Origin of the sequence: Streptomyces nitrosporeus (assembly GCF_008704555.1) — a bacterium.
GTDB lineage: Bacteria > Actinomycetota > Actinomycetes > Streptomycetales > Streptomycetaceae > Streptomyces > Streptomyces nitrosporeus.
The window spans coordinates 4,068,267-4,088,064 of record NZ_CP023702.1 but is presented as its reverse complement, the minus strand read 5'-3'; the positions used below and the strand labels follow the sequence as shown (position 1 = coordinate 4,088,064).

Here is a 19,798-nt window from a genome sequence, read left to right as displayed (position 1 = left end):
TACACGCCCGCCGGGGCCCTTCGTACCGGCCGCTCCTACAGGAAGGAGTTGATCTCGATGGTCTCGGTCCGGCCGGGGCCGACACCGATCGCCGAGATCGGGGCGCCGGACATCTCCTCCAGCGCCTTCACGTACCCCTGCGCGTTCTTCGGCAGGTCGGCGAAGGTCTTGGCCTTCGTGATGTCCTCGGACCAGCCGGGCAGCATCTCGTAGATCGGCTTCGCGTGGTGGAAGTCGGTCTGGTTGTAAGGGAGTTCCTCGACGCGCTTGCCGTCGATCTCGTACGCCACGCACACCGGGATCCGCTCCCAGCCGGTCAGCACGTCCAGCTTGGTGAGGAAGAAGTCGGTGAGGCCGTTGACCCGGGTCGCGTACCGCGCGATCGGGGCGTCGAACCAGCCGCAGCGGCGGTCGCGGCCGGTGGTGACCCCGCGCTCGCCGCCGATGCGCCGCAGCGCCTCGCCGTCCTCGTCGAGCAGCTCCGTCGGGAACGGGCCGGCGCCGACGCGCGTCGTGTAGGCCTTGAGGATCCCGATGACCCGGGAGATCTTCGTGGGGCCCACGCCGGCGCCGGTGCAGGCACCGCCGGCGGTCGGGTTCGAGGAGGTGACGAAGGGGTACGTGCCGTGGTCGACGTCGAGCAGCGTGCCCTGGCCGCCCTCGAAGAGGACCACCTTGCCGTCGTCGATGGCGTTGTTCAGGATCAGCGTCGTGTCGGCGACGTACGGCTTCAGCTGCTCCGCGTACTGGAGCATCTCCTCGACGATCTTCTCCGCGTCGATCGCCCGCCGGTTGAAGACCTTGGCCAGCAGCTGGTTCTTCTGCTCCAGCGCCGCCTCGACCTTCTGCGTCAGGATCGACTCGTCGTAGAGGTCCTGGACGCGGATCCCGACACGGTTGATCTTGTCGGCGTACGTCGGGCCGATGCCGCGGCCGGTCGTACCGATCTTCCGCTTGCCGAGGAAGCGTTCCGTCACCTTGTCGACGGTGACGTTGTACGGAGTGATCAAATGGGCGTTGCCACTGATCAGGAGCTTGGACGTGTCGACGCCCCGGTCGTTCAGACCGCTCAGCTCGGAGAGCAGGACCGCCGGGTCGACGACGACACCGTTACCGATGACCGGGGTACACCCCGGCGAAAGGATTCCGGAGGGGAGGAGATGCAGTGCGTACTTCTGGTCGCCTACGACAACCGTGTGGCCGGCGTTGTTGCCGCCCTGGTATCGCACCACATAGTCGACGGATCCACCGAGGAGGTCGGTGGCCTTCCCCTTGCCCTCGTCACCCCACTGAGCACCGAGCAGCACAAGTGCGGGCACAGGCGTACACCCCTTCCGGGCGGGGCATGTCCAAGGTCAGGGGGCGTACGTCAAGGTCGTACTGCCGCACGACGATGTACGGCAAAGCCTGAGCCGTCGAACCGGGTGCCCCGGAATAGACGAAGCCCCTGGCGCAATAGCGCAAGGGGCTCTTGCACCAAGATGCTACCCGAGGAAGGACCGAGGTGTCGGCTGCAGAGCCCCCCGGCGACGGCGACCACCAGCTGCTCGTACTCGTGGACCCCCTGGCCCGCCGCAGTGACGGCGAGTCCGTGCGTATCGCGAAGGACGTCCTGAGCGCGGGCGCGGACGCCAAGATCTGTTTCGCCGACGGCCCGGAGGAGTTCGCACGGGCCCTGGCCCGGCGGGGCTCCCGGCGCCCGGTGGTGGTCGGTGACGACCGCGCCCTGCTGCGCGCCGTGACCCAGCTCCACCGGGAGCGCGAGCTGACCGGCAGCACCCTCGCCCTGATCCCGGTCGGTGCCCCGCGCTCGCTGGGGCTGGCCCACGCCCTGGGGGTCCCCCGGGGAGCGGTGGCGGCGGCCCGTACGGCTCTCGACGGCACCCCCCGCCGGCTCGACCTGCTGGTCGACGACAGCGACGGTGTGGTGCTGGCCGACCTGCGCGTCCCCGCGCCCGCGCCGGACGGCGGCCCGCACCCCACGGGCGTCACCGCGGTCTGGGACACCTGCCGGACGTTGATAACGTCCCTGGTCCGCCCGGCCCCCGCCCCGCCGGCGCCGTCCGCGCCGGCCGGTTCGCACCGGCTGCGGGTGGAGGCTGACGGGGTGCTGCTGACCGATCTGGACCGGCCGGTGACCGGCCTCGCGATGGCCCCCCGGGGGGACGGCGGCCCGGCGGACGTGGTGATCCACACCGTCTCCGGCGAGACGGTCACGACCCGTGCGAAGGCGGTCACGGTCTCCGGGCCCGACTTCCGCTACCGGGCCGACATACAGTCCGCCGGCCCGGTGCGCACCCGCACCTGGACCGTGCGGACGAGCGCGTGGGGCCTGGTGCTGCCGGCCCCGCCCGAGGAGTGAGCGCCGCCCGGCGGGGCACCGGACCCTGAACCGCCGGCGGGCAGCGCCCCGGCCGCCGGGCAGGCCCTACTCCGCCGCCTTGCGGCTCTCGCGCCACCGTTCCATCACACCGGCGATCTCGTTCCGCAGGAACTCGAAGAACTCCGCGGTCTCCGCGATGCGCGCGCCCGCCGGGGTGTCCTCGCCCAGGGAGCGCGCGCCCTCCCTCAGGGTCCGTTCCCAGCGGGTCAGCACATGGTCGCGGTTGGCGAACGTCTCGTACCAGATCCCGTTGTGCAGCCGGTAGCGGTCGCGGCGCGAGCCGGGCTCGCGCTCCCTGCCGACCATGCTGACCTGGGTGAGGTAGGCGACCGCGCCGGAGACCGCGGCCGGGCTGATCCTGAGGCGCTCGCCGAGTTCGGCCGAGGTCATGGAGCCGTCGTCGTCCGCGAGCAGGGCCGCGAAGACACGGGAGGCCATCCGCTGCATCCCCGCCTCCGTCATGTCGGCGGCGAACCGCTCGACGAACCGCGAGACGGCCTCCTCGTCCCGCCCCGCCTTCTCCTCGGTGCCGCTGGTCATCGCTGTGCCGCCTTCCCTGCCCGGTTCCGGCCCCGATTTTATACGGTTCCTTAACTTCACAATTTTGTGAAATCACCGTACGTTCAGAAACATGACGAAGGCGATCACCGTGGCCGGGCTGCAGAAGTCGTTCGGCCGGACACACGCGCTGGACGGCCTCGGCCTCACCGTCGAGACCGGTGAGGTCCACGGCTTCCTCGGGCCCAACGGCGCGGGGAAGTCCACCACCCTCAGAATCCTGCTGGGGCTGCTGCGCCCCGACGCGGGCACGGCCCGGCTGCTCGGCGGGGACCCGTGGCACGACGCCGTCGAGCTGCACCGGCGCCTGGCCTATGTGCCCGGCGACGTGGAGCTGTGGCCGGGGCTCACCGGCGGCGAGGCGATCGACCTGCTCTCGCGCCTGCGCGGCGGGGCGGACAGGCGGCGCCGGGACGAGCTGACCGAGCGCTTCGGCCTCGACCCGACAAAGAAGGGCCGTACCTACTCGAAGGGCAACCGCCAGAAGGTGGCCCTCGTCGCCGCGCTGGCCTCCGACGTGGAGCTGCTGCTCCTGGACGAGCCGACCTCCGGACTCGACCCCCTGATGGAGGCGGTCTTCCAGGACGAGATCCTGCGGGCGAAGGCGGCGGGCCGGACCGTCCTGCTCTCCAGCCACATCCTGGCCCAGGTCGAGAAGCTGGCCGACCGGATCAGCATCGTCCGGCGCGGCAGGACCGTGCGGTCCGGGTCGCTGGAGGAGCTGCGGCATCTGACGCGCACGACGATCGAGGCCGGGACGGACCGCCCGCCCACCGGACTCGGCCGGCTGCCCGGTGTGCACTCCGTGGAGTTCACCGGTGACGGCGCCGGGGGCCGGGTGCGGTTCGACGTGGACGGCGACCACCTCGGCGCCGCCCTCGGCGAGCTCGCCGCGTGCGGCGTACGCAGCCTGACCAGCCACCCGCCGACCCTGGAGGAGCTCATGCTGCGCCACTACGGCGACGAGCTCTCCGTGAGCGGCCACCCCCGCGGAGAGAGCCGATGACCTCCGCCGCCACCCGGGCGCCCGCGCCCGCGCCCGCCCGGCCCCCCGCGCGAAGCGGCGGCGCCCTGGCCGGGACCCTCGCCCTGATCCGGTTCGGCCTCCGCAGGGACCGCGTCCGGCTGCCCGTCTGGCTCCTCGCCCTGTCCGCCGGCACGGCCGCCACGGCCGCCAACTACGCCACGCTGTACGCCGGCCCGGCCGACCGCGCCTCGGCCGCCGCCGCCATGGCGAGCCCGGCCGGGCTCGCCATGACAGGGCCCCGCCACTATCTCGACGACTACACCTCCGGCGCGATGACGGCCCATCAGCTGCTCGGTTTCACCGTCGTCCTGGCCGGCCTGATGAGCGCCCTGACCGTCATCCGGCACACCCGCGCCGAGGAGGAGACCGGCCGCGCCGAGCTGGTCCGCTCCACCGCCGTCGGCCGGCACGCGCACCTGGCCGCCGCACTGGCCATCGCGTCGCTCGCCGGCCTCGCGCTCGCCCTGCTGCTGGCCCTCGGCCTCGGCGCGACGGGCCTCGACCCCGGCGGATCCCTGCTTTACGGGTTCGCGCACGCGGCCGCGGGAGCCGTCTTCGCGGGCGTCGCGGCGGTCACCGCGCAGATCACCCCGCACACCCGGGGCGCCTCCGGCACGGCCGTGGCCGTCATCGGCCTCGCCTACGCCCTGCGGGCCGCCGGTGACGCGGGCGGCGGCGACGCGCTCTCCTGGCTCTCCCCGGTCGGCTGGGTCCAGCGCGCCTATCCGTACGCGGACGACCGCTGGTGGCCGCTGCTGCTCTGCCTGGTGCTCGCCGTCCTCTGCGCCGGTGCCGGATTCGCCCTGTCCGCCCGGCGGGACGTGGGAGCCGGGCTCCGCGCCGCCCGGCCCGGCAGTCCGGCCGCGTCCGCGTCCCTGGTCCGGCCGCCGGGCCTCGCCCTGCGGCTGCACCGCTCTGCGCTGGCCGGATTCGGCGCCGGGGTCTTCCTGATGGGCGCGATGTACGGGTCGGTCCTCGGCGACGCGGAGGGCATGCTGAAGGACATCGACCCGCTCCAGGAGGCGCTGGACGGCATCGGCGGCGCGACCACGGCCGAGTCGTTCGCGTCGATGGTCATGGTGGTGCTCGCCGTCGTCACGGCCGTGTACGTGGTGACGGCCGCCCTGCGGCCGAGGTCCGAGGAGAGCGCGGGCCGGGCGGAGCCCCTGCTCGCGGCCGGTCTGTCACGCGCCAGCTGGGCGGGCAGCCACCTCGCCGTGGCCATGGCGGGCGGCACGTTCCTGCTGCTCCTCGCCGGGCTCGGCATCGGCGCCGCGGGGGCGGCGTCGGCCGGCGACCCCGGGCTGCTCCCGGAGCTGGTGGGGGCCGCCCTGGCGTACGCGCCGGCGCTCTGGGTCACGGCCGGGGTGGCGGCCGTCCTCCACGGCTGGCTGCCCCGTGCGGCTCCGGCGGCCTGGGCCGTGCCGGTGTACGCCTTCGTCGCCGGCTACCTGGGCCCGCTGCTGCGGTTCCCCGGCTGGGCGGACGGCCTGTCCCCCTTCGCGCACGTACCGCGGCTGCCCTCGGCGGCCATGGGCTGGACGCCCCTGGCCGTCCTCACCCTGATCGCCGCCGGCCTCCTCCTGCTGGGCCTGGAGGGCTACCGCCGCCGGGACCTGCGGACCGCGTAGGAACCGGCCGCGCCCCGCCGGTGTCCTGCCAGGAACCGGCCACGCCCCCGCCGGCGTCATGATCCCCATGGAACAACGTGACACGGCCGGGTACGGCGGGTGCGCGGCGGCGGCGCTCGGGGCGGCCACCGCCCTGTTCGTCTGGGGCTCGTCCCGGCGCACCGGCATCCACATGGGCACCGGCCTCGAAGGGCACGGCCGGGACCTCTCCGTCCTGTGGACGGAGTTGCCACTCGTCCTGCTCGCCGGCGCCCTGGCCCCCCCGGTGACCTGGCTGCTGACGCTGCGTCTGCTGCGCGGGCGCGGCGCGGCGCCCTCCCGTGTCCTCGTCGCGGCCGTGTGCACGGCGGGCGTCCTCGCCGTCTCGGCGTGGGCCCTGCACACCTGGGCGAACCCGTACGACCCGGACCGCGTGGGGCTCACCGGCACCCTGGTCTCAGATCTCCACCCGTAGCCCCCGCAGCCCCCGGATCACGTAGCCGGGGTTCCACTCCGGTTCCGCCACCAGCCGCATACCGGGGGCGTCGCGCAGCAGCGCGCCGAACGAGGCGGCGAGTTCGAGGCGGGCCAGGGGGGCGCCCAGGCAGTAGTGGATGCCCGCGCCGAAGGAGATGTGCGGGTTGTCCCGCCGGGCCAGGTCCAGCGTCTCCGCGTCGGCGAAGCGCTCCGGGTCCCGGTTGGCCGACGCGAAGAGCAGTGCGACCTGCGAGCCGCGCGGGATGACGGTGCCGCCGATCTCGATGTCGTCCAGGACCCACCGGGCGAACATGGGCACCGGGGTGTCGTAGCGCAGCAGTTCCTCCACCGCGGTCGGCAGCAGGCGGTGGTCGGCGCGCAGGGCGGCCAGTTCCGCCGGATGCCGGAAGAGCGTCCACCAGCCGTTGACCGTGGCGTTGACGGTCGCCTCGTGGCCGGCGTCGAGCAGCAGCGCACAGGTGGAGACGATCTCCTGCTCGGTCAGCCGGCCCTCGTCGTCGTGGGCGGCGATGAGCCCGGAGACCAGGTCCGCCCCCGGGTCCGCGCGCCGTACGCCGATCAGTTCGCGCAGGTAGGCGGAGAACTCGGCCGACGCCCGCACGGCGGCCCGCGCGGTCTCCTCCGGCGGGTTCAGCTCGAACATGCCGCAGATCGCCGCGGACCAGGGGCGCAGCAGGGGCCGGTCGGACTCGGGTACGCCGAGCATCTCGGCGATCACGGCCACCGGCAGCGGTTCGGCGACCTCGGTGAGCAGGTCGCCGCCGCCCGCCAGGACGAACCGCTCGACGAGCCCGGCGGCCAGGCGCTCCACGGTCGGGGCGAGCGCCTCGACACGGCGGGGCGTGAACGCCGTGGAGACGAGCCGGCGGATCCGGGTGTGGTCGGGGGCCTCCAGATCGAGGAGCCCGTGGCCGTTGAGGGTGTGGAACGGTTCGTGCTCGGCCGGCGGCGGGGCCACGCCGAACTCCTCGTGCGTGAACCGGTGCAGGTACGTCCGGCCCAGCCGCCGGTCCCGCAGCAGCCCCGACACGTCGCTGTGGTGCGGGATCAGCCACTGGCGGGTCGGCTCGAAGTAGTGCGCCCGGCCGGTGGCGCGCAGCGCGGCGTAGGCGGGGTACGGGTCGGCGACGAACGCCGGTGACCAGGGGTCGAAGGACACGTGCATGGGACCGACGCTATCCGCGCCCGCCCGCCGGCCCGGGGAGCACCCCGCCGCGGCGCCCCGGGCCCTCACCCCGGGGTGACCAGCCTCGCCTCGTACGCGAACACCGCCGCCTGGGTCCGGTCGCGCAGGCCCAGCTTCACCAGGATCCGGCTCACATGCGTCTTGACCGTCGACTCGGCGACGATCAGGTGCGAGGCGATCTCCTGGTTCGACAGGCCCTGGGCGATCAGGACGAGGACCTCGGTCTCCCGCTCGGTGAGGTCGCCGACGCGGGCCAGGGCGGGCGGTCTCGGCGCCTCGGCCAGCTTCGAGAACTCCGTGATCAGACGCCGGGTCACCGTCGGCGCGAGCAGCGCCTCCCCGGCGGCCACCACCCGTACGCCCTCGGCGAGCTGGTGCGCGGACGCGTCCTTCAGCAGGAAGCCGGAGGCGCCGGCCCGCAGCGCCTGGTACACGTACTCGTCGAGGTCGAAGGTGGTCAGCACCAGCACCTTGGCGTCGGGGTCGGCGGCGACGATCTCCCGGGTCGCCTCGATGCCGTTGAGTTCCGGCATCCGGATGTCCATGAGCACCACGTCGGGCCGCAGCGCGGCGGCCCGCGCCACCGCCTGCCGGCCGTCGACGGCCTCGCCGGCGACCTCGATCCCCGGCATCGCGTTCAGCAGCACCGAGAAGCCCTCGCGGACCATCATCTGGTCGTCGACGATCAGCACCCTGATGGCGCCTTCCCCGCTCATGCCCCCTCCCCCTTCTGCCCCGTGCGGTCCGCCGGCGCGACCGGCAGGAACACCGCGACCTCGTACCCGCCGTCCTCGGTGGCCCCGGCCGTCATCTCGCCGTCCAGCATCGCCACCCGCTCCCGCATCCCGGTGATCCCGTGGCCGGCCCCCGGCGACGGTTTGACCAGGCCCCGGGCGGGTCCGTTGAGGACGCGCAGGCCCAGGCCGCCGAGCACGTAGCTGATCTCCACCCGGGCCGAGGCGCCGGGCGCGTGCCGGAGGGTGTTGCTCAGCGCCTCCTGCACGATCCGGTACGCCGACAGCTCGACGCCCTGGGGGAGTTCGCGTACCGCGCCGGTGACCGCCCTCGTCGTCTCCAGCCCGGCCTCGCGGACGTTGTCCAGCAGCCGGCCGAGGTCCGCCAGGGTGGGCTGCGGGGCGTCCGGCGCCTCGTGGTCCTCCGCGCGTACGACACCGAGGACGCGGCGGAGTTCGGTGAGCGCGGCCACCGCGTTCTCCCGGATGGTGGCGAAGGCCTGCACCAGCTCGGGCTGCGGGTCCTCCACCCGGTACGGGGCCGCCTCGGCCTGGATCGCGACGACGGACATGTGGTGGGCGACGACGTCGTGCAGCTCCCGGGCGATGGTGGTGCGCTCCTCCAGCAGCGTGCGCCGGTCGCGTTCCACGGCGGTGACCGTGCGCTGCACGGTCACCTCACGCTCGGCGTCGCGCCGCACCTGCACCATGGCGACCAGGAGCAGGGCGAAGGCGGACACGACGGCCATGCCGGAGACGGTGGAGGAGTAGTGGCCGCCGAAGTTGTCCAGGAAGCTGCCGGCGAGGAGCGTGATCAGCCACATCCAGGCGGCGGTGCGCGGCCGGGTCCGTGCCGCGACGACGATCAGCACCCCCAGGTGGGCGGCGAAGGAGCTCGGGACCCACGGCCAGTCACCGCTGCTCGCGACGGCCACCACCGGGGTCGACAGGACCGACACCCAGAACGCGAGGACCGGGCGGATCAGTGTCAGCCCCAGCGCCGCGGCCGGCGCCCCGCCGGCGATGAGGGCCGAGATCCCCAGCATGGAGGCCGGTGTGGAGGTGAGGCCCGCCAGCAGCACGATCAGCGCGAGGGCCCCGACCGCGGCGTGCGGCGTCCACACCGCCCGCTTCCGCAGCCGCCCGGGCAGCCACCGGACCATCGGCCCGTCCTCCGCCAGGGGCGGCAGCGGGCGGTAGGCGAGCACATCGTGGAAGAGGTCCTGCCGCGCGCCGCCTATCGCCCCCGCGGCCAGCCGGAACTCCGGGCTTCTGGTCTTGTTCTCGGTCACGCGTCCCACGGTAGGCGGCGCTTCGTCCCGGGTCGTCAGCAGTGATGCGGATCCCGGGCCGTCCGTCCTGAGGACTACCGGGCCGACGTCCCCCGCCCGCCGGACCACACCCGCGGGCCCGTCCACCGGACCGTGACCGCGGGCCCCCGCACCCGGACCGTGACCGCGGGCCCCGCCCCGCGGGCCGGGTCCGCTGGCGCCCGCACCCCGACCGTGACCGCGGGCGCCCACCCTCCGGACCGTGACCGCGGGTGCCTACCAGGCCAGTTGGGCGATCTCCTCGGCGACCACCGCGCAGGCGTCCGCCGCCGGGTCGATGAGCGGGAAGTGGCCGGCCCCGTCGAGCACGGTCAGCCCCACCAGCTCACCCGCCTCCGCCGCCGCACCGACGAACGCCTCGGACACCTCCCGGGGCACCGTCAGGTCCCAGGACCCCTGGACGACGGTCGTCGCCACCCCGGTGGGCAGCAGCACGGCGGGGTCGCTGTGGCCCCGGCGCTCCTCGAAGTGCTCCGCACCGCCCAGGAGCTGGTGCACCGCACCGGAGCACACGTCCAGTTCCACCGCGCGTGCGAGGTCGGCGACCGGCGCCAGCGCGACGACCCCGCGCAGCGGGGGCGGCTCCGGCAGCCGCCAGGGCGAACCCTGCGGGAGTACGTGCCGGGCGGCGGCCCACAGGGCGAGGTGGCCGCCCGCGGAGTGGCCGGTCAGCACGGTCCTGCGGACGTCGGCCCCCGGGAGTTCGCGGGCCGCCAGTTCCGGCAGCGCGTCCAGCGCCGCGGCCACGTCGTCGAAGGTGTCCGGCCAGCGCCCGGCCACCGGGGCGCCCCCGTCCCGGCCCGGCGTCTCCCCGCCGCGCCGGTACTCCACGCTCGCGACGGCGAAGCCGCGCCGGGCCAGGAAACCGGCGAACGGTGACACATGGACCCGGTCGTACGGGGCCCGCCAGGCACCGCCGTGCAGGACGACGACGAGCGGCGCCCCGGCCCGGCCGCCCCGCGGGGCGAAGAAGTCGATCACCTGGTCGGGATGGCCGCCGTAGGCGGCGGTCCGGTCCGGCGCGACGGCGGGGTGCGCGAAGGCGGACGCGGTCTCGGCGGCGTCCCGTTCACGCGCAGCGGAATCCGGCATACTGCTCCACCCGTCCTGTGTGTGCCCCGGCGGCTCGGCCGGTACGAACTGCGGGGACGCTATCAGGGGGCCGGCGCGCTCCCGCGGCGGAGGTCCGCTCACAGCTCGCAGGTGTCCGGGCCGAACGAGGTGTCGGTCCCCACGACCGTCACCGGCTCGCCCCCGCCGGACACGAGGGCCTCCGCCGCGGTGCAGACCAGCTGGCGCCGGGCGAGCCCGGACAGTCCGGTGACCGGCCTGCCCAGCCGCACCAGGACCCCGTCCTCCACCAGGTCGAGGGAGACCACGCCGCTCCCGGACGGCAGCTCGGTCCGCAGCCCGGCCTCCCGCTCCCGGGCGTCGGGGCCCGCGAGGAGCATGGCGAGTACCTTCTCCTCCGTCCGCACGGTGCCGGAGGGGTCTCCCCCCAGCGGCTCGACCTGGCGTACCACGGGCATGAGCCCGCCCGCGTGGACGAAGTACAGGACCGTGTCCTGGGGCCCGCCCCCGGACACCTGCACCTCGGCCGCGCCACCGACCTCGACGACGCCGGTGGCCCTGATGCCGCAGCCGGTGGCGAGGAGGAGCAGCCCGGCGGCCAGCAGCCGTACCCGGCGTGCCGGCCGCGCCCTCACACGCCCTCCAGCGGGATCGTCACGGTGAAGACCGCCCCGCCGTCCGGCCCGTCGGCCGCGTGGACGGTACCGCCGTGCAGTGCCGCGTTCTCCTGGGTGATGGCCAGTCCCAGGCCGCTCCCCGCCGACCGGGTCCGGGCCTCGTCGGCCTTGTAGAAGCGGTCGAAGATGTGGGGCAGCGCGTCGGGGCCGATGCCCGGCCCCCGGTCCGACACCTCTGTCACCAGCCAGGAGCGGCCCTCCCGCGCCTCGGTCCACAGGCGTACGGAGACGGGCTCCGCGCCGTGCCGCAGCGCGTTGCCGACCAGGTTCGCGACGATCACGTCGAACCGCCGCGGGTCGAGCACCACCCGGACGCCCTCGGCGAGTTCGGTGTGTACGGATGCCTCCCAGCGGCGGCTCTGCAGGGTCTTGCGTATCGTCTCGGCGCCGTCGACCTCGTCGAGGTTGAGGCGGGCGGCCTTGGCGTCGAAGCGCGAGATCTCCATCAGGTCCTCGACGAGGGTGGCCAGCTTCCCGGTCTCGGCGCTGATCAGCCGGACGGCGGCCGCCGTGTCGGCACTCAGATGGGCGGCGTCCTCGTCGAGCACCTCGGTGACGGCGAGCATACCGGCCAGCGGGGTGCGCAGTTCGTGCGAGACGTCGGAGGCGAACCGCCTGGCCCGTGCCTCGGCCTGCCGGAGCTCCGCGACCGAACGCTCCAGGTTCCTGGACGACTCGTTGAACGTCCATGCCAGTTCAGCGAGTTCGTCGGACCCCTTGACCTCGATACGGGTGTCGAGTTCGCCCCGTCCGATACCCGCCGCGGCCCGCCGCAGATCGCGTACGGGACGCAGGACGCTGCGGGAGGCGAGCAGCGCGGGGACCAGGGCGATCAGCAGCGCGGGCAGGGCGCCGTCCCGGGCGGCCGAGACCATGGCGGCGACGTTGGCCTCCTCCACGTCGAGCGGCATGACGGCGTACAGGACGAGGCCGGTGGGCCGGCGTTCACCGGCGCGCTCGTAGAGCGTGGGCATGCCGACCGTGAGCCATGGCCTCCCGTCCTTGACGACCCGCTGGAACGATCCGTGCGCCTCGGTCCGGGCGGTGTCGCGCAGCTGCCGGGTGATCACGTCGGAGACCGGGCGGTCGGAGGAGGAGGCGCGCAGCCGGCCGTACTCCGCGAAGACGATCCAGCTGTGCGGTTTCCCCTCCCGGGCCAGGGTGATGCAGAGGTCCTTCAGGGCGGGTTCGTCGAGCGGCAGGCTCACGGTGTACGCGGCGATCCGGTCCCGGAACTGGCCGACCGCCGTGTCCTGGGCCTGTTGCAGGACCGCGGAACGCGCCGCCCGGTAGGTGAGGGTGGCGGTCGTGGCCGCGCTGATCGCGGCCACGAGGAGGAAGGCGAAGACGAGCCGGGTGCGCAGGCCGAAGCCGGTGGCTCCCGGTCTCATCCGAGCGGTCCGAAGCGGTAGCCGAAGCCGCGCACGGTCTGGATGTAGCGGGGGGCGGACTCGGCGTGCTCGATCTTCCGCCGCAGCCGCCGCACACAGGCGTCGACGAGCCGCGCGTCACCGTGGTAGCCGTGCTCCCAGACGCATTCGAGGAGCTGCTGCCGGCTGAACACCTGGCCGGGTGAGGCCGACAGGTGCAGGAGCAGCTTCAGTTCGGAGGGGGCCAGGGCCAGCTGCTCGCCCCCCTTGGTCACCGAGAGCCCGGCCCGGTCCACGGTCAGCTCGCCGTGGACCTCGGTGCCGGTGCGTTCGACGGGGTCGGTGAGCCGGCGCAGTACGGCCCGGATCCGGGCGTCGAGCACCTCGGTGCGGGCCGGCTTGACGACGTAGTCGTCGGCGCCCGCCTCCAGGCCGACGACGACGTCGAAGTCGTCGCCGCGCGCGGTGAGCATGATGATCGGCAGCTGGCTGGTCTCGCGTACGCGCCGGCAGACGAGGACGCCGTTCATGCCGGGCAGCATCAGGTCCAGGAGCACCAGATCCGGCCGGAAGGGGTCCAGGGCGCCGAGCCCGGCCTCCCCGGTCTCCACCGCCAGGACCTCGTGGCCCCTCCGGCGCAGGCCGAGTTCGACCCCTTCGCGCACGGAGGGGTCGTCCTCTATGAGAAGTATGCGAGGCATCGCACCCTGGTCCCCACACTCGTCGCGACGCGGCTGCCCCCGTCGGGCTTCACCGCTTCCACAGCTTCCGGCCCGCCGCCGCCAGCGGGGAGTTTATCTCGGTGACGGAGAGCGGCCCGGCCAGCAGGGCGACCACCGCCAGGAGCACGAGGGCTCCCGCCGAGACGGCCGCGATGTCCCCGGCCCCTTCGGCGGCCCGGGCCGCGCCGTGGGCGAGCAGGCCGGCCGGCACGCAGGCCGCCGTCAGCCGCAGGTGGACCCCCAGTGCGGGCGAACGCCACAGCCGTACCCGGGGCGCGGCCTCCCGCACCGCCAGCCGGCGGTGCAGCACACAGGCGGTGACGGCGAAGCCCAGCGCGTAGGCGACGGAGCTCGCCCCCGCCATCCCCGTCACCGCCCAGCGGGCCGGCAGCAGCAGGTGGGCGGCCACGCAGAGCCCGGCGTTCGCGCCCGCGATCACGAGGTTGAGGAAGAAGGGCGTGCGGGTGTCGCCCATCGCGTAGAAGCCGCGGGAGAGCACGTACTGCCCGGAGAACGCGATCAGTCCCGGTGCGAAGGCCGCCATCATGCCCCCCATCACGGCGATGTCGTCGGCCCCGGCCCGCCCGTAGCCGAAGACGGCCCCCATCACCCAGGGCGCGAGCGCCAGCAGCGCGGCGGCGGCGGGGACGACGGCGGCGGCACTGGTGCGCAGGGCGTACGAGACGTCGCGCCGCACCCCGGCCGTGTCTCCGCCGGCGGCGGCCCGGCTCATCCGCGGCATCAGCGCGGTGACCAGGGAGACCGTGACGATGCCCTGGGGCACGACCCACAGCTGGTAGGCGTAGCTGTACGCGGTGTAGCCCGCGCCGCCCGCCACACCCTGTTCGACGGCCTGCTGCCCGCTCGCCGTGGAGAGCCGGGTCACCACCCAGTAGGCGGCCTGGTTGGTCAGGACCAGCAGCACGAGCCAGCCGGCCGAGCGCAGCGGCCGGGTGAGGCCGCTGCCGCGCCAGTCGAAGCGGGGGCGCCAGCGGAACCCGGCCCCGCGCAGCGCGGGCACCAGCGCCAGGGTCTGGACGGCCACACCGGCGGTCGTCCCCCACCCCAGGAGCCGGGCCTGGCCGTCGGTGAGGCTGCCGTCCGACCCGGCGGCCACCGCCAGGTAGAGGCCGAACACCCCGATGATCACGAGGTTGTTGAGGACCGGGGTCCACATCATGGCGCCGAACCGGCCGCGGGCGTTGAGGACCTGTCCCAGCAGGGTGAACAGCCCGTAGAACAGGATCTGGGGCAGGCAGTAGCGGGCCAGCGCGACGGTCAGCTCGGCCTGGCCGCCCGTGTAGCCGGTGTAGAGGGAGACGATGAGGGGCGCCCCGGCGACCGCGAGCGCGGTGAGGGCGAGCAGCCCCGCGGTGCAGAGGGTGAGCAGCCGGTCGGTGTAGGCGGCGCCGCCGTCGGGGTGCTCCCCGGCGGCCCGTACCAGCTCCGGTACGAGGACCGCGTTGAGCGCGCCGCCGAGGAGCAGCATGTACAGGATGTTCGGGACGGTGTTGGCGACCGCGTAGCCGTCGGCCTGGAGGCCGGTGCCCAGTGCGGCGACGACGACGGCGGAGCGTACGAACCCGGTGGCGCGGGAGACGACGGAGCCCGCGGCCATGACGGCACCGCCGCGCAGCACGGACCGGGACTTCCGCTCCGGTGCGCCCCCGGCGGGAGCGGGTGTCGCGGCGGGGGCGGGGGCGGGGCCGGTGGCCGTCATCGGCGGGCCAGGTAGGCGTGGAACGCCCGGTAGAGCGTGTTGTTGGCGGCTCCGCCCACTGATGTCTCCCACTCTCCGAGGGTCTCGACGAGGCGGCCGCCGGTGCCGAGCTTCCAGCGCAGCAGCCCGAACGAGCGGTCCTCGGGATCGAGGGTGGAGGGTACCCCGCGCATGTCGTACACGTGTGCGCCCATGGCGTGGGAGTCGAGCATCATCTGCCACTGGAGGGCGTTGCTGGGCCGGACCTCGCGGCGGTGGTCGGCCGAGGCGCCGGTCTGGTACCAGACCCGCCGCCCCGCCAGGATCATGGTGTGGGCGGCCAGGATCTCGCCCCGGTGGACGGCCAGGCAGAGCCGCATCCGGCCGGGCCGCTCGGCGTTGAGGACGGCGTACTGGCGCTGGTAGTAGGCGAGGGAGCGGCCGAGCCGGAAACCGTCGCGTTCCTCGGTGATCCGCAGCAGCCGGTGGAAGGCGGGCAGGTCGGACGCGTCCCCGGTGACGACCTCGACCCCGGCCTTCCGGGCCTTGCGCACATTGCGCCGCCACTCCTGGTTGAGCCCGGCCCACAGGTCGTCGGGGGTCCGGCCGGCGAGCGGCACGTGGAAGACGTAGCGGGGCTGCGCGTCGCCGTCGCCCCCGTCCTCGCCGTCCCCGCCGCAGCGCCGCCAGCCGCGCGCCCGCAGCCGCTCGGCGACGACGGTGCCGAGCGGGTCCACCTCGGAGGCCAGGACGTCGGCGACCCTCTGCCCGGGCCCGGTGGACGCCTTGAGCCGGGCGGCCTCCCAGACACGGAACGCCGGTGCCGGGCCGATGCGTACGGCGAAGGCACCCGCGCGGCGCAGGTGGGCCATCAGCGGGCGCAGCCACCGGTCGATCCCCGGTCCGGCCCAGTCCGCGACCGGCCCTTCCGGAAGATAGGCGAAGTATTTCCGGGTGCCGGGGAATTGGCGGTAGAGGACCAGGGCGGCCCCCTCCAATTCCCCTTCCGCACCGTGCCATCCGATCATTTCGGAGGACCACTGGTCCTTTACCGCGGCCCAGGACGGGAACTGGAGAAAACTCGTCGTCGGCCGGGTGGCGAGAAAAGCGCGGTGTTCGGCCGCGCCGAGCGGCCGGACGACCGTCTCCTGGTCACGGCTGCGGTTGCCTGGAAGGAGCAGCATCGACATCGTCCGGTCCTTTCCCCGTACCCGCCCCTGTGGCCGGTCCCGGGTGCTGCACAGGATGTTCACAGGGGAGCGTGACCGGGCCGCGCGGCGCATGTGACCGGACGATGACCGTTGTGCTGCATTCCCCGCCGTGGAGGGAATTACCCGAAGAGCGCCGGAATCCGGAACCTACGCTCGGGTGATCGCCTCTCCTTTCACGAGAAGCGCATCCCTTGGAGGTCTCCGTTGAGTTCCGCATGTCGGTCCGCACGCCGTACCGGTCCGGTCCGCAGCCGTGCCCGGCTCTTCCTGGCCGTCCAGGCCGCCGTGGTCTGCGCCGCGCTCACCGCGTGCGCGGGCGGCGGCCCGGCGGAGGGTGCCGCGCCCGCCGGCACCGCCGTCGCGCCGGCCCCCGCCCTGGACATCACCGTGGCCCCGCACGGGACAAAGGCCGTCGCGGGCGTACCGGTGAAGGTGACGGCGGAGTCGGGGAAGCTGAAGACGGTCCAGGTGCGGGCCGCCGGGGGCAAGGCGCTGGCCGGGCGGATATCCGCCGACGGCAGGACCTGGACGTCCGACCGGGTCGCGGCCCCCGGCACGGCGTACACCGTGAGCGCGAAGGACGCCGCGGGCCGCGGCGACCGGACGGGGTTCACGACCGCCGCCGCGGACAAGGTCAACAAGCTGACGCTGGCGCCCGGCAAGGACACCACGGTCGGCATCGCGCAGCCGCTGTCGATCGTGTTCGACCACCCGGTGAAGAACAAGGCCGCGGTCGAGAAGGCCCTCACGGTCACCACGACCGACGACACGACCGGTTCCTGGGGCTGGCTGCGGGACCACTCCGGGAAGGACCGCGTCGACTGGCGCCCCCGGGAGTACTGGAAGCCCGGCACCCGTGTCACGCTCGCCGCCGGCCTCGACGGCGTCGACTCGGGCCCGGACGGCGGCTTCTTCGTACGCGACTACGCCACCACGTTCACGATCGGCTCCGCCCAGGTGGCCCGGGTGGACCTGGACCGGCACCGCCTCACCCTGGTCCGCGAGGGGAAGACGGTCCTGGACCTGCCCATGTCCGCGGGCACGCCCGGCGGGGACAAGGCGTCCTGGCGCGGCACGGCCGTCCTGATGTCCAAGGAGGGCACCATCAACATGCGTTCGGAGACGGTGGGTCTCGGTGACGCGTACGACAAGATGGTGGACTGGTCGATGCGGCTGACCTGGTCGGGGATGTACGTGCACGCCGCCCCGTGGAACGCCGCGTACTTCGGTGTCGCCAACCGGAGTTCGGGCTGCGTGGGACTCAGCGACGCGAACGCCGCGGCCCTGTACGGGCAGGTGCGGGCCGGCGACCCCTTCGAGATCACCGGCGCCGACGCCAAGGGCACCGTGGCGGAGGGCAACGGGTACGGCGCGTGGAACGTCTCCTGGGCCGACTGGCGGAAGAAGAGCGCACTGGGCTGACCCGGGCCGCCGGGCGAGGGGCGCGGGAACGCGGCCCCCGCCCGGCGGACGGCCGCCTCACCCCCGGGGTGTGCGCGGCCGGGTCGGGGACGGCGTCACACCGCCACCACCTCGGCGAGGACCCTCGCCGCCCGCTCCGCGTCCGCGAAGCCGACGTACAGCGGGGTGAAACCGAAGCGCAGGATGTCCGGGCGGCGCAGGTCCCCGACGACGCCCCGCGCGATGAGCTCCGCCATCACCGCGGGCGCGTCCTCGCAGCGGAGCGAGACCTGGCTGCCGCGCTCCGCGTGGGCGAAGGGGGTCACCGGGACGACCCGCCCCGCGGGGACGTAGGCGGCGACGCACTCCAGGAAGAAGTCCGTCAGCGCCAGCGACTTGGCCCGCACGGTGTCCACACGGACGCCGTCCCAGACGTCCAGGGACGCCTCCAGGGCCAGCATCGACAGGATGTCCGGGGTACCGACCCGGCCCCGCACGGAACCCTCGGCGGGGGTGTAGCCCGGGGTCATCGCGAAGGGGTCGGCGTGCGAGGTCCAGCCCGGCAGCGGTGAGTCGAAGGCCGCCTGGTGGCGTTCGGCGACGTACAGGAAGGCCGGCGAACCGGGCCCGCCGTTCAGGTACTTGTACGTGCACCCCACCGCCAGGTCCACCCCGTGCGCGTCGAGGCCGACCGGCAGGGCGCCCGCGCTGTGGCACAGGTCCCACACCGCGAGGGCGCCCGCCGCGTGCGCGGCGGCGGTGAGACCGGGCAGGTCGTGGAGCCTGCCGGTGCGGTAGTCGACGTGGTTGAGCAGGACGAGCGCGGTACGGGGGCCGAGCGCGTCCGGCACGTCGGCGGGCGCGACCGGGACGAGGCGGTGGCCGGTCATCCGGGCCGCCGACGCGGCGATGTACCCGTCGGTCGGGAAGGTGGTGGCGTCGACCAGGATCTCGTCGCGTCCCCCGGCGGCGAGACGGCTCGCGGCCACCACCGCCTTGAAGACGTTCACACTGGTGGAGTCGCCCACCACGATCCGGCCGGGGCCCGCCCCGACCAGCGGGGCGATCCGGTCGCCGATCCGCTCGGGCGCGGTCCACCAGCCGCTCTCGTCCCAGGAACGGATGCGCAGTTCGCCCCACTGACGGGTCAGGACGTCCCGCATCCGGTCCGGTACGTGCGCCGGCAGCGCGCCCAGCGAGTTGCCGTCGAGGTAGACGGTGTCGTCCAGGGCGAACATCCCCCGGTGTGCGGCCAGTTCGTCCGCGGTGTCGAGCGCCTCGGCGCGCTCCCGGAGGTCAGACATGGCTGCGCGCCGTCCACAGCTCGGGGAACACGGTCTTCCCGGCCCGCTTCTCCAGCCAGGCGACCCCCGCCGACCCGCCGGTGCCGGTCTTGGAGCCCATCGCCCTGCGGGTGGCGGTGAGATGGTCGTTGCGCCAGCGCCAGACCAGCTCCGCCACGTCGGTCAGCACCTCGCCGAGCCGTACCAGCTCGGCGTCCTGGTCCTGGCCGGAGTAGATCTCCGCCCAGACGGCCTCGACCGCGGGCGAGGGCTCGTACTTCTGCGACAGGTCCCGCTCCAGCACCGACCGCGGCACCGGGTACCCGCGCCGGGCCAGCAGGGCGAGCGTCTCGTCGTAGAGGCCGGGCTGGTGCAGCGCCTTCTCCAGCTCCGCGTGGATCCGGGGCGTGCCCCGGTGCGGCACGAGCATGGACGCGGACTTGTCACCCAGCAGGAACTCCATCCGCCGGTACATCGCCGACTGGAACCCGGACCCCTCGCCGAGCGAGCCGCGGTAGGAGTTGAACTGGGCGGGGGTGAGGCCGGCCAGCGGCTTCCAGGAGGCGTTCAGCGCCTCCAGTTCCCGCAGCGAGCGCTTCAGCGCGTCACGGGCGTCCGGGAGGCGGTCCTCGCGCAGCGCGTGCGCGGCCGTCTCCCATTCGTGCACGATGACGGTGAACCACAGCTCCATGACCTGGGTGGTGACCAGGAAGACCATCTCGCCCGGATCGTCCGAGCGCAGGTGCTGGAGGTGGGTCAGGACATCCGCCTGGACGTAGTCCTCGTACGGAGTCGTTCCCGCGAAGTCGAGGTACGGGGTTTCCGCACCGGTGGCTTCGGGGTCGGGGTGATACGTCGACATCGCTGTCTCCTCGACACGAGCTTCCGGGTAGCGGTCCGCCCCTTCCTTGTGAGGTGGTGGAGCTCCGGTCCCCTGTTCGCATCCTAAAGCCTGCGCCGGCTTCCGGTCCTGGTACGCCCCGGACCCCGCGGGCGGCACCCGCGGGGTCCGGGGGGATCCGGGTGTCCGGGCCCGG

General features: G+C 74.0%; 18 protein-coding genes. 5 read left to right on the top strand and 13 right to left on the bottom strand.

The features are described from left to right. Positions 1–35 precede the first annotated feature (35 nt). On the bottom strand, positions 36–1,319 hold the full coding sequence (locus tag CP967_RS18230) for an adenylosuccinate synthase (RefSeq protein ID WP_150488992.1): 1,284 nt from the start codon (positions 1,317–1,319) through the stop codon (positions 36–38). Positions 1,320–1,504: 185 nt separating this feature from the next. Here CP967_RS18230 and CP967_RS18225 point away from each other — a divergent pair, with 185 nt between their 5' ends. Next, a complete protein-coding gene (locus CP967_RS18225) occupies positions 1,505–2,362 on the top strand; it encodes a diacylglycerol kinase family protein (protein WP_150488991.1) in 858 nt (285 codons plus the stop codon). 66 nt (positions 2,363–2,428) lie between these two features. On the opposite strand, the gene CP967_RS18220 is transcribed toward CP967_RS18225, so the two are convergent. Then, positions 2,429–2,923 (bottom strand): GbsR/MarR family transcriptional regulator, encoded by a 495-nt coding sequence (locus CP967_RS18220; protein ID WP_150488990.1) that lies wholly within the window; start codon positions 2,921–2,923, stop codon positions 2,429–2,431. 91 nt (positions 2,924–3,014) lie between these two features. Between CP967_RS18220 and CP967_RS18215 the strand changes: the two genes are divergently transcribed. The 3 genes from CP967_RS18215 to CP967_RS18205 all read left to right on the top strand — a co-directional run bounded on the left by CP967_RS18215 (position 3,015) and on the right by CP967_RS18205 (position 6,053). Continuing rightward, positions 3,015–3,947: an ABC transporter ATP-binding protein gene (locus CP967_RS18215; protein WP_150488989.1), complete on the top strand. Its 933-nt coding sequence runs from the start codon at positions 3,015–3,017 to the stop codon at positions 3,945–3,947. Continuing rightward, a complete protein-coding gene (locus CP967_RS18210; RefSeq protein WP_150488988.1) occupies positions 3,944–5,599 on the top strand; it encodes an ABC transporter permease in 1,656 nt (551 codons plus the stop codon). Before CP967_RS18215 ends, CP967_RS18210 begins: the two co-directional genes overlap by 4 nt. A gap of 67 nt (positions 5,600–5,666) precedes the next feature. Further along, the gene (locus tag CP967_RS18205) at positions 5,667–6,053 is read left to right on the top strand and encodes a hypothetical protein (RefSeq protein WP_150488987.1); all 387 of its coding nucleotides are present in this window, start codon (positions 5,667–5,669) and stop codon (positions 6,051–6,053) included. Here the strand turns inward: CP967_RS18205 and CP967_RS18200 are convergent. The 9 genes from CP967_RS18200 to CP967_RS18160 form a co-directional block, all read right to left on the bottom strand. Continuing rightward, positions 6,036–7,241 (bottom strand): cytochrome P450, encoded by a 1,206-nt coding sequence (locus CP967_RS18200; RefSeq protein ID WP_150488986.1) that lies wholly within the window; start codon positions 7,239–7,241, stop codon positions 6,036–6,038. The genes CP967_RS18205 and CP967_RS18200 overlap by 18 nt on opposite strands. Positions 7,242–7,306: 65 nt before the next feature. Next, the gene (locus CP967_RS18195) at positions 7,307–7,978 is read right to left on the bottom strand and encodes a response regulator (RefSeq protein ID WP_150488985.1); all 672 of its coding nucleotides are present in this window, start codon (positions 7,976–7,978) and stop codon (positions 7,307–7,309) included. Further along, positions 7,975–9,288, bottom strand: coding sequence for a sensor histidine kinase (locus CP967_RS18190; RefSeq protein ID WP_150488984.1), 1,314 nt, complete (start codon positions 9,286–9,288; stop codon positions 7,975–7,977). The genes CP967_RS18195 and CP967_RS18190 overlap by 4 nt, the downstream gene beginning before the upstream one ends. A 255-nt stretch (positions 9,289–9,543) precedes the next feature. Continuing rightward, the gene (locus tag CP967_RS18185) at positions 9,544–10,419 is read right to left on the bottom strand and encodes an alpha/beta hydrolase (protein ID WP_150488983.1); all 876 of its coding nucleotides are present in this window, start codon (positions 10,417–10,419) and stop codon (positions 9,544–9,546) included. 98 nt (positions 10,420–10,517) lie between these two features. Beyond that, positions 10,518–11,033, bottom strand: coding sequence for a GerMN domain-containing protein (locus tag CP967_RS18180; protein WP_229888489.1), 516 nt, complete (start codon positions 11,031–11,033; stop codon positions 10,518–10,520). After that, a complete protein-coding gene (locus CP967_RS18175; protein ID WP_150488982.1) occupies positions 11,030–12,466 on the bottom strand; it encodes a sensor histidine kinase in 1,437 nt (478 codons plus the stop codon). The genes CP967_RS18180 and CP967_RS18175 overlap by 4 nt, the downstream gene beginning before the upstream one ends. Next, the gene (locus tag CP967_RS18170) at positions 12,463–13,146 is read right to left on the bottom strand and encodes a response regulator transcription factor (protein WP_150488981.1); all 684 of its coding nucleotides are present in this window, start codon (positions 13,144–13,146) and stop codon (positions 12,463–12,465) included. Before CP967_RS18170 ends, CP967_RS18175 begins: the two co-directional genes overlap by 4 nt. Positions 13,147–13,195: 49 nt before the next feature. Beyond that, entirely contained in the window at positions 13,196–14,887 is a 1,692-nt protein-coding gene (gene murJ / locus CP967_RS18165; RefSeq protein ID WP_150488980.1) for a murein biosynthesis integral membrane protein MurJ, read from the bottom strand. Then, the gene (locus tag CP967_RS18160; RefSeq protein ID WP_150488979.1) at positions 14,884–16,056 is read right to left on the bottom strand and encodes a lipid II:glycine glycyltransferase FemX; all 1,173 of its coding nucleotides are present in this window, start codon (positions 16,054–16,056) and stop codon (positions 14,884–14,886) included. Before CP967_RS18160 ends, murJ begins: the two co-directional genes overlap by 4 nt. 225 nt (positions 16,057–16,281) lie before the next feature. On the opposite strand from CP967_RS18160, the gene CP967_RS18155 reads away from it, so the two are divergent. Then, the gene (locus CP967_RS18155; protein ID WP_150488978.1) at positions 16,282–17,499 is read left to right on the top strand and encodes a L,D-transpeptidase; all 1,218 of its coding nucleotides are present in this window, start codon (positions 16,282–16,284) and stop codon (positions 17,497–17,499) included. A gap of 95 nt (positions 17,500–17,594) precedes the next feature. Here CP967_RS18155 and kynU read toward each other — a convergent pair whose 3' ends face one another. Beyond that, positions 17,595–18,782 carry a kynureninase gene (gene kynU, locus CP967_RS18150; protein WP_150488977.1) on the bottom strand — a complete coding sequence of 396 codons (1,188 nt, stop codon included), beginning with the start codon at positions 18,780–18,782 and terminating at the stop codon, positions 17,595–17,597. Next, positions 18,775–19,623, bottom strand: coding sequence for a tryptophan 2,3-dioxygenase family protein (locus CP967_RS18145; protein ID WP_150488976.1), 849 nt, complete (start codon positions 19,621–19,623; stop codon positions 18,775–18,777). The genes kynU and CP967_RS18145 overlap by 8 nt, the downstream gene beginning before the upstream one ends. Positions 19,624–19,798: the final 175 nt, after the last annotated feature.

Excerpts from the sequence above, each read along its gene's own strand:
- CP967_RS18195 (WP_150488985.1), bottom strand. The coding sequence starts at position 7,978 with ATGAGCGGGGAAGGCGCCATCAGGGTGCTGATCGTCGACGACCAGATG.
- CP967_RS18145 (WP_150488976.1), bottom strand. The coding sequence starts at position 19,623 with ATGTCGACGTATCACCCCGACCCCGAAGCCACCGGTGCGGAAACCCCG.
- CP967_RS18185 (WP_150488983.1), bottom strand. The coding sequence starts at position 10,419 with ATGCCGGATTCCGCTGCGCGTGAACGGGACGCCGCCGAGACCGCGTCC.
- CP967_RS18205 (WP_150488987.1), top strand. The coding sequence starts at position 5,667 with ATGGAACAACGTGACACGGCCGGGTACGGCGGGTGCGCGGCGGCGGCG.
- CP967_RS18175 (WP_150488982.1), bottom strand. The coding sequence starts at position 12,466 with ATGAGACCGGGAGCCACCGGCTTCGGCCTGCGCACCCGGCTCGTCTTC.
- kynU (WP_150488977.1), bottom strand. The coding sequence starts at position 18,782 with ATGTCTGACCTCCGGGAGCGCGCCGAGGCGCTCGACACCGCGGACGAA.
- CP967_RS18220 (WP_150488990.1), bottom strand. The coding sequence starts at position 2,923 with ATGACCAGCGGCACCGAGGAGAAGGCGGGGCGGGACGAGGAGGCCGTC.
- CP967_RS18215 (WP_150488989.1), top strand. The coding sequence starts at position 3,015 with ATGACGAAGGCGATCACCGTGGCCGGGCTGCAGAAGTCGTTCGGCCGG.
- CP967_RS18210 (WP_150488988.1), top strand. The coding sequence starts at position 3,944 with ATGACCTCCGCCGCCACCCGGGCGCCCGCGCCCGCGCCCGCCCGGCCC.
- CP967_RS18170 (WP_150488981.1), bottom strand. The coding sequence starts at position 13,146 with ATGCCTCGCATACTTCTCATAGAGGACGACCCCTCCGTGCGCGAAGGG.
- CP967_RS18160 (WP_150488979.1), bottom strand. The coding sequence starts at position 16,056 with ATGTCGATGCTGCTCCTTCCAGGCAACCGCAGCCGTGACCAGGAGACG.
- murJ (WP_150488980.1), bottom strand. The coding sequence starts at position 14,887 with ATGACGGCCACCGGCCCCGCCCCCGCCCCCGCCGCGACACCCGCTCCC.
- CP967_RS18200 (WP_150488986.1), bottom strand. The coding sequence starts at position 7,241 with ATGCACGTGTCCTTCGACCCCTGGTCACCGGCGTTCGTCGCCGACCCG.